Origin of the sequence: Paraburkholderia sp. CNPSo 3281 (assembly GCF_024206515.1) — a bacterium.
Classification (GTDB): Bacteria; Pseudomonadota; Gammaproteobacteria; order Burkholderiales; family Burkholderiaceae; genus Paraburkholderia; species Paraburkholderia nodosa.
In genome coordinates, this window is the sequence record NZ_JAMBPS010000045.1 from 55,237 (window position 1) to 63,711 (window position 8,475).

Sequence of the window (8,475 nt, forward strand, 5' to 3'; positions counted from 1 at the left end):
GTCATTGCGATTGACGGACTGTGGGAGCAGTCCTAGATTTTTCACTCGATAGCTGCGGACGCAACGATTCTGTTTTCGTTCCTTTCAACCGCACAGGACAGCGTGGAATGAATGCTCTCTCGAAGAATTTTACCGATGCGCTGCGTCACCCGAGCGTGCGCCTGACCCAGCATTTCAGGCTGTGGATTGGCAAGCAGGAGAATGATCTCGATGTGCTCGACTTCAAGGTGCGCGGCGGATTCTGCAAGGACTACGTCGTCATTGTCACGGTCACGTCTGCGCGCCTCGACATTGACGGCAAGGACTACGTCGGGCGGCGCGCCGGCCTGCAAGTCGACGAGCGCGCCGCGGTGCCCTCGGCGAGCTGGACGACGCCGGCCGACCATGCTGCGGCCACCTTCAATGGGGTGGTGACGCGCTGGAAGCGTATCCGCACAAGCCGCGACGAGGCGGCCTACGAGGTGCGCATCGAACCGCGCTTTGCCGCGCTCGGCAAGCGCATGGTCCACTCCGATGTGCTCGACGATGTCACGTTCGAGGAGATGGTCAGGAAGAAGCTGGTCGACGGGCAAAACTTTGACGCCTTCGATGTCGAGTTCCGTCTCGAAGGGCCGCAGGAAAAGATGCAGCAGATCGTGATGTACGAGGAGTCGGTTTGGCACTTCATCGCACGCCATGCGAAGCGCAAGGGCATTTTCTGGTTCTACCGGCAGGAGCGCGGCGAGAACGGGCTGCTGGACATCCTCGTGTTCGCGGACAACCCGCGTGCCTATATCCGGTCGATAAACCTGCCGCTGCTGGCCAGCGCGGGACTGCACAGCAACTTGCACGAGGCGGCGCAGGAAGTTCACGAGCAGCGCGCCCTGGTACCGGCGGCGATTGAAGTTTGGGAGCGGAACTACCGGACGCCGGAGGACCCGCTCAGGGCCATGGCGAAAGTCTCCGCGCAGGCGGACGACCGCTCGGTGTTCGGGCAGATCAGCCGCAGCGCGGAGTTCCATCTGACGCAGCAGCAGGGCGAGACGCTCGCTCAGGCGCGACGCGACGAGCAAGTCGCGCGTCAGGTGACGCTCGCTGGCGCTAGCGACGCGAAGGGCATTGCACCGGGCGTAGTGATCAAGCTGACCAATACGAAGATGTCCAGTGCCGAATACGGCTTCGTGGTGACGTCGTTCAAGATGAAGGGAAGCCGCACGAAGCCCGCTTTCGCGCGCTTTATGGCGATGCCCGCGCATCTGACCTACCGTCCGGTGTTTGACTACGAGCGGGACTGGCGATTTCTGACGGGGCCTGTCGTCGGCGTGGTCACGACATTGGACTCGACCCCCTACGCATACGTGGACGAATACGGGCGTTATCCCGTTGTACCGAAGTTCCTGCAGGGCTCGAGAAATGCCAATAACAAGCTGCTGAACCTGCGCCTGCTGCGTCCGTCATCGTCCTACCAGGGTGGCTTCCATTCGCCGCTGCTTCCCACCACCGAGGTTTTGCTCGACGGGGCCCACGGCGATATCGATCGTCTCCATATAACTGGAGCCCTGCACGATTTTTCGCACCCTGATGTCGTACGAAGCACCGACGCGCTGTTTAGTTACGCAATCTGGCGCTCGCCGCTTCTCGGGGCAGCGATCGTTTTCAATGACCTGAAGGGCAAGGAAAGCGCGCGTATCGCGACGGTCTACAGCCAGTCTGCGATCAACCAGGGATATCTGCTCAACAGTAAAAAGCTCCTTCGCGGTGAAGGGTACGAAATTACCTCGAAGTCGTGGGGCACGCTGCGCGCAGCGAAGGGGCTGTTCTTCTCTGCGGACGCGGCAGCGGGAGCGGATACGCCGCACCTTGAGATGCCTGCCGCCGTCGCGCAACTGAAGGCCGCGCTACAGCGCCAACGGACCTCGCGGCGGCGACGACGCAGGCGGGAGCTGATCCTGCCGATCGCGCGACGCAGTCGGCGCTGCTCGACGGCTTGAATCAGCTTCGTGACGCGGGGTTGCTCGCGAGCGCCCCGGCGGGCATGGCCTTCGTGACGCCGCGCTCGGCCCAGCACTCGGCTGGCGAAAACATGATCGTTACGGCGGGCCAGCATCTGGACGTCAGCATCGCCAGGCGGCTACGGATGGCGGCAGGCGAGCTGATTTCGCTATGCGCGCACAAGCTCGGTATCAACCTGACCGCTGCGAAGGGGAAGTTTACGGCGGCAGCGTTGACGGACGGGATGGACCTGTTCGCGCAGAAGCAGTTGCGCGTCGCGAGCGAGAGCGCAGACGTTCAGGTCTCGGCGAAGTCGAAAATCACGCTCAACAGCGGGGGGGCTTCGCTCGTAATCGAAGGCGGCAACATGACTTTCCACTGTCCTGGCGCGTTCACCATCAAGGCGGCCTCGTTCACGTTCGTTGGACCCGACAACGTGCCGGCCCAGCTACCGTCCCTGCCGAAAAGCAGCCTGAAGAATTCCGAACCGTATTCGTCATCCCACTGAAGCCATGATCATCAGCCCTCCCTTTCTTCCGGCGTCGGGCCCGACGGCCAGCGACGCGTCGAAACCGGACCCCATGATGGATCTCATCGACCAGTTCGAGATTGGCCATCACGGGGTCTGGCCGGTCACCTTCGACCGGCGTTCTCATTGCGCTATCCATCTGAATCCTGGCACGCAGGGCGCGGGCCACGCAGAGCCGGTGCGCGCGATCGCCGATGGGGAAGTTGTCGCGTACCGGGTCTGCAAGAACGGCATCTCGGACGGCGCGACCGATTCGAAGACCGGGCAGCCTTTTCTGAACTCGAACGCCGGCTTCGTTCTGCTGCGGCACACGACCGACACGGGCGACGGACGCACGCTCGCGTATTACTCGCTTTACATGCACCTGCTGGACATGATCAGCCAGGAGGATATTGTTCCCCAACCTAACGATCCGCCGGAAACTGGCTCGACGAACGCGCTACCCAAATGGCTGCTCGATACGGCAGGGGGCAAGGATGGGATGGTCCAGATGGGCGGTACGAAGAGGGTGTACCGCAAGGACATGCTCGGCTACGTCGGCCAGCATCAGGGCGTGGCGCATCTTCACTTCGAAATCTTCATGGCGGACGGCGATTTCACGGCCTGGTTCGACACGGTACAGATCGGGCTGAAAAAGCCGGCTCAGCCGGCAACGGGCGACTACTGGGGGCACAGCTACTTCGTCATTTCCGGCCCGCAGGAGTTCTATCCGCAGCCTGCGGGCATGGATGAGACCTGGTTTCCCCGTGTGCCGGGCGGCTCGCTTGGTGCAGGCGATACGCTCTATGTCGAGGCATCGTTCAACAAGGGGCAGCGCTTTACGCGCGCGTGGATCGATAGGGGTGGCAGTGGCAACGTGGCCTTGCTTACGCCCGACCCCGTTGCGGACCCCTATGACAACGCCCAAAAGCATTACGAATACGACCTGTATGAACGCGCGATGGCCCTCTATCCGGCATGTCCGAGCGATGGCTATGAGATGCTGCGGTTTGGACGCATTCTTTCGCATAAGGACTCAACCGAATCCCCCCTGCCACCTGGATCGCGGTGCCATTCGACGAGCATGGCACGCTGGGGTATGTCAACATCGCGCCGGATGCCATCAAGAAGCTGTCTGACGCGGATTTCCCGTTCTTTACGGGTTGGCAAAAGGTGGATGATGACAACACGCCGTTCAACGACGCCGGGCGATGTGATTACGCGACGCTTTGCGGGTTGACGGGCATTCAGGATTCGCTGCCGTCGGCGCAACCGCTCGAAGCCGATCCGAACAACAACAATGAGGTCAACCTGCAGCTTGCCAGCTACGTGCAAAACACGGATGGCGTGGACGAAAAGCTTCGGGGGATGGTGTTCAAGGCGCGTAGCGAGTGGGATCCGTCCAACAACGAGGAACGGTACAAGGATCTGAACGATCCGTATGGCTTCTTTGGCAAGCAGAAGGATACCAATCCCGACGGGTACAAAAACTTCACGGACTTCCTGAGCAAGTTCCAGTTTCTGGACAAGACGCCCCTTGCCGGGCAGCAACTCTGGTTCTTCCATCCGCTAGCGTTTATTCGCCACTTCAGAAAGTGTGGGTGGCTAAGTCGCCAAGAACTTCAGCGCCTGCTTCCAAAAAATGTTGTACAAAAAGCCACGCCGTGGAAGTGGCAAACGGTACACCTTAGTTGGGCTGCTTCCATGTTGGCAGCAAATAATCCGAATGCCATTAAGAGGCGCTTGGAACTCAACAACGCGGTCCGCAAATACGGGATTCAATCGCCCGTGCGTATGGCGTCTTTCTTTGGAAATGCAACAGAGGAGACGCAATGGTTCCAAAAATACCATGAGGGATCACCATTTTGGTACGCTCCATGGGATGGGCGAGGAATGCTTCAGCTCACACACGCCACAAATTATATTAAATATTGGAAATTCAAAGGGATTGCAGTAAGTGCAACGGTGGAGGACATCCTGAAGCAGCATACCCAGATGGCTGATCAAAGCAGAACATTGCCCAATGGTCATAAGGGGATGTACGATTCGATGCATTACCTTAGAGATACATCTACACATATTCCGGCCGACCTTATCGAAAAAAGAGAGGCGATGGCCAACCCATTTGAAGCAGCGGATAGCGCGGGCTGCTATTGGGCTTGGTCGGGTGCAGCATGTTGCGCTGACGAGTACTGGACTAATCAATCCAGTGAATACAGTCCGCTCTCAACGGATCACGGAGTAAAATACTTCTACATAAACGGGGCGTTTGGTAAGGTCGCGGCCACAATAAACACTGGCAAGCCAAGTAGTAACTATAATTCAGTGTGGGACATACAGTCTCGGTTTTTGTCATTCGCTAACGCACAAATAATACTGTTCGATGTAACTAGCTTCCCGCAGCCGGACGGGAGTACATCTATTTTTCCGGTTGGTTTCGGGCGCGTGGAGGAATCGTGAAGCATTACATAACAATCTTTGTTGCTGGTTGGCTCGCTGTTGCATGCTTTTCTGGTGAAGCATTAGCCGATGATGGCGTGAGGAAGTTGGGGGTGGGCACAAGCACACTCACGGCAGATGGACCAACATCGGTGCAAGTAAGAATGGGCGACTGCGAGTTTTCGATGACTCTGAAAAAGGGCGAACATATTAAATACAACGATCCAGATCTCATACTTTATCGCGCAGACGCTCCCCTGCCTGATCGGGAACTTCCGTTCCTTCAGCAGGCGCAAACGTATTCTGGGTATGACTGGTGGTTTGAGAAACGCGGGACTGCACACGTGCCATGGATTGGCTTTATGTGCGAAAACACCGCAGATTTTAAGTGGTCTCCCGATAATGCACAAACCGATATTTCTCAAGAGATGCAGGATATCATGGACGCTAACTCATTGAGGTGTCCCGCAGATTTTGACGGGAAGAAATGGACTCCGCTTCGGAAGAGTGGGTCGGCGAACTTTGAAAATATCGATGTATCCGGTGCAAATGGGTTTGTGGTCGATACTAAATCGAAGAATGGAATTCAAGGTTCGAGATTTTGTTTCGTTCATAGCAAGAACGTTTTGATTGGTGTGTCTGGGGGGGTAGATATTCAAAGCGAGAGAAATTTGAAGAATAATTTTCTCCCCCATCTCTTGCGAAGTATTCAATTTAAAACCGACGCTATGCCAGCGCAGTAACAAGAGCCGCAATCAATTATTTAACTAATCTATGCAATCTCCTATCCGTAAAGGCGACAAACTCGAACACGGCGGCGAAGTCACAGGCGGCTCACCGTGGTTCGAGGTGATGGGCCGGCCGCTCGCCCGGAAGGGCGACGAGGCGATCTGCGAACTGCATGGACCAACCACGATTGACGAGGGCTACGCCAAATTCCCCGATCGCGACGGCAAGGAGGTTGCCTTCCATCATTCCCGCTGCGCGTGCGGCTGCCGTCTGCTCTCGTCGCTCATGAATTTCAACATCGAGTAATGCCGGTCGATCTTTCTCCCGGCGGACGCCCCACCGGGTATCCGCCCAGAATGCGTTTCTGGCTATGGGCGGCTACGTGGTTCGTGTTTAACGTCTTCGGCCCGTTATTTGTGCTGCTTGCGTGGCCGAAGGGTGAGCCGGCGCGTGGCCTCGAGTTCTGGAGTTGGATGGTCGGCGCACCGAACGGCGTGTTCCTGGTTCTGCTCGGTTTTGCCCGGGCAGGCTACGAGGTCCTCTGGTATCGCGCGTACTGGCGCAACCATCATCGCGACCGCTGGCTCAGGGAGAGAGTCCGGTTCGCGCAGCGCCCGCTGCATGTAGTTAGTGCTGGGTATTGCCTGCCGCTGGCGGGCAAATCCCTTGCTGAAGTTCTCGCTGGCAAGCACTCGCTCCTGAAGACGCAGAGTGCCCGACATGGCTCGGGCAAGGTCTCGTGCAATCGCTTTGAGGACCATGACCCGTTGCTGGCCGGGCTGCCCGTGGCGGGAGAAGAGGAAAGCGAGGGCGGCGACGCAGGCGTGCTGATGGAGGTTGCTCCCGCTGTCCAGATGATCCGTGTTGCGCTTGAACCGTTGGTCGGCAATATCCAGGCGCTGACGCGATACGAAAAGCCGTACTGGCCGCAGGTACGCGTGCTGGCCGGGCCGGAGACTGCGGCCCGTCGCCTGGCCCAGGTTCGGGAGGCGTTGCGGCTGGCTGCGCTACCGCCACTCGATGTTCAGGCCGTTCCCGAGACCGATGGTCTGCTGGTAGCCGACGGCTGGCTCGACGCGCGCGAGAGCCGTCCGCTTCTCGCGGTCGCCGCAGCATGGTACGACGATGCCATCGACGAAGGCTGTGCCGAAGGTTGTAGTGCCGTGCTGCTCGATCCCGGTTACTTCAGGCTTCCGCCGGAAGTCCGCCACAAGGCTGCCCTGCACCGTCCCGTCCAGGGGCTCGACGGTGAGGCCGAGTACGGTTTTGCGAATGCCGCGATCTGGGGCAAGGCTAAGGCCGCGGCGGTGACGCGCGCGTGGATCACGCGTCCGGTTGAGCGCAGCGACCGCGCCCTCGCTGCCGCCGGTTTTCAGGCCGCGTCGAAGGACGCCGCACAGCACCGGCTCGATCGTATTGTCGGCAACGTGGGCGCGGCAAACGGCCTGCTGGCAATTGCGGCTGCCATTGAGGCCGGCGCCACAGACGGCCCGCAACTGGTTGTCGACGGGCTGCAGTCAGCCATTCTCCACGTCATACCCGCAGGACAACCCAACGCATCCACGCATGACGACTCCCCAAAATAACCTGAAGAACATTGAGCCTGAAGCCGTCGCCAGCAAACCGGCTTCAAGCCCCGCGGCGATCTGGGGCATGCCCCTCGCAGCGCTCGTCCTCGCCATCGCCGCACTCCTGCTGGTCTGGTTCGGGAATGGCCGCCTTGGCATCGCGGATGGCGCACTTCGCACGCGGCTATTAATCGGTATACCGATCTTGCTGGTTGTCGTCGTGATCGCCCACCTGTTCGCGGTATCGACGGCTGCATACGGCGGGGCCGCCAGACTGTTCCGCAGTGAAACCGGCGACCGCACGAAGGCAGCAAAGCCGCTCAAGCGCGACGCCCGGCTACAACGCATGGCCGAGGAACTACGCGTCGCGCATGGCTGGTTCTGGCGCTACCGTCTGCGCTGGCTGATGGTCGACGGCAACGACGCTCGGGTCGATCAGGTCGCGCCCGGTCTCAAGCAGGCGGGCGTCATGCACGTCGGCGAAACCGTCCTCGTCCACGCCGCGCCGGACGGTATTGAGAAAGAAAAGTGGCTCGGCCAGATCCGCAAATTGCGCAGTCGTCGCCCGGTCGATGGTCTGGTCCACGTCGCACGCGCCGACGAGACCGATACGGACCTACCCCGCGCGCTCTCGATGACCGCGACCGCGCTCGGCTGGGCCGCACCCGTTACGTTCCTGCATCCGGTCGAGGCAAAGGGTAGGCCGTCCGAAAGCTTCGACGCGGTCGGCGCCTTCATGCCCAACGAGCCGCGCAGGAAGGCGCAGGAATCCGCCGCAAGACTGCCGGAGCTGTTCAACGAGGTCGAGCGGTGGACAGCAGACGCGGGCGTACACCTTTATACCCAGGAGAAGGCGACCTGGCTGATGGAAGTCTCGAAGTATGTCGGCGACCATGCCGGGCGGATCGCTACCAGCCTGGGCGCGCTTGCCGCGTCGAACTGGCTGCGTGCGCCGCTCGCGGGTGTCATGTTCGCGCCGGTTTTTCCGGGGCCGACCATCGTACCGGTGCCGGTCGTCGACGCAGACGCGACGCCAGGCCAGCCCGCTGACACGCCGCATGTGGTGACGGTTACGCGCGAGCAACCCGCCGCGCTGCTTCCGGTCTGGAAAGAGATCGCTGGCGGGGCGTCCCGCCATCGGGGCAGACGCGCGGGCTTCTACTGGCCCGATGCCCTCGCGATAGCTGTCCTCGTTGGGGCCATCGCCTGGATCGTCCTGCTGGTAATCTCGGGCCTCGGTAACCACGCACTTGTCAAGGA

Annotated in this window: 6 protein-coding genes and 1 pseudogene; all 7 read left to right on the top strand. The window is 60.0% G+C overall.

Annotation, left to right across the window (positions count from 1 at the left end):
* Window positions 1-107: 107 nt before the first annotated feature.
* On the top strand, window positions 108-1,970 hold the full coding sequence (locus M3I56_RS30850; protein ID WP_254357171.1) for a type VI secretion system Vgr family protein: 1,863 nt from the start codon (window positions 108-110) through the stop codon (window positions 1,968-1,970).
* Window positions 1,967-2,479: a DUF2345 domain-containing protein gene (locus tag M3I56_RS30855; RefSeq protein ID WP_254357172.1), complete on the top strand. Its 513-nt coding sequence runs from the start codon at window positions 1,967-1,969 to the stop codon at window positions 2,477-2,479. The genes M3I56_RS30850 and M3I56_RS30855 overlap by 4 nt, the downstream gene beginning before the upstream one ends.
* Window positions 2,480-3,547: 1,068 nt before the next feature.
* Window positions 3,548-4,939 carry a hypothetical protein gene (locus M3I56_RS30860; protein WP_254357173.1) on the top strand — a complete coding sequence of 464 codons (1,392 nt, stop codon included), beginning with the start codon at window positions 3,548-3,550 and terminating at the stop codon, window positions 4,937-4,939.
* Window positions 4,936-5,661, top strand: a complete 726-nt coding sequence (locus tag M3I56_RS30865; RefSeq protein ID WP_254357174.1) for a hypothetical protein — start codon at window positions 4,936-4,938, stop codon at window positions 5,659-5,661. Before M3I56_RS30860 ends, M3I56_RS30865 begins: the two co-directional genes overlap by 4 nt.
* Window positions 5,662-5,692: 31 nt before the next feature.
* Window positions 5,693-5,953 carry a PAAR domain-containing protein gene (locus tag M3I56_RS30870; protein WP_254345041.1) on the top strand — a complete coding sequence of 87 codons (261 nt, stop codon included), beginning with the start codon at window positions 5,693-5,695 and terminating at the stop codon, window positions 5,951-5,953.
* Window positions 5,953-7,233 carry a hypothetical protein gene (locus M3I56_RS30875; RefSeq protein ID WP_254357175.1) on the top strand — a complete coding sequence of 427 codons (1,281 nt, stop codon included), beginning with the start codon at window positions 5,953-5,955 and terminating at the stop codon, window positions 7,231-7,233. The genes M3I56_RS30870 and M3I56_RS30875 overlap by 1 nt, the downstream gene beginning before the upstream one ends.
* Window positions 7,214-8,475: pseudogene (locus tag M3I56_RS30880) on the top strand (type VI secretion protein VasK); the annotation flags it as partial. The gene M3I56_RS30875 and the pseudogene M3I56_RS30880, both read left to right, overlap by 20 nt.

Bases quoted from the DNA above. Each gene is read 5' to 3' on its own strand.
- M3I56_RS30850 (WP_254357171.1), top strand. From the start codon at position 108: ATGAATGCTCTCTCGAAGAATTTTACCGATGCGCTGCGTCACCCGAGC.
- M3I56_RS30875 (WP_254357175.1), top strand. From the start codon at position 5,953: ATGCCGGTCGATCTTTCTCCCGGCGGACGCCCCACCGGGTATCCGCCC.
- M3I56_RS30870 (WP_254345041.1), top strand. From the start codon at position 5,693: ATGCAATCTCCTATCCGTAAAGGCGACAAACTCGAACACGGCGGCGAA.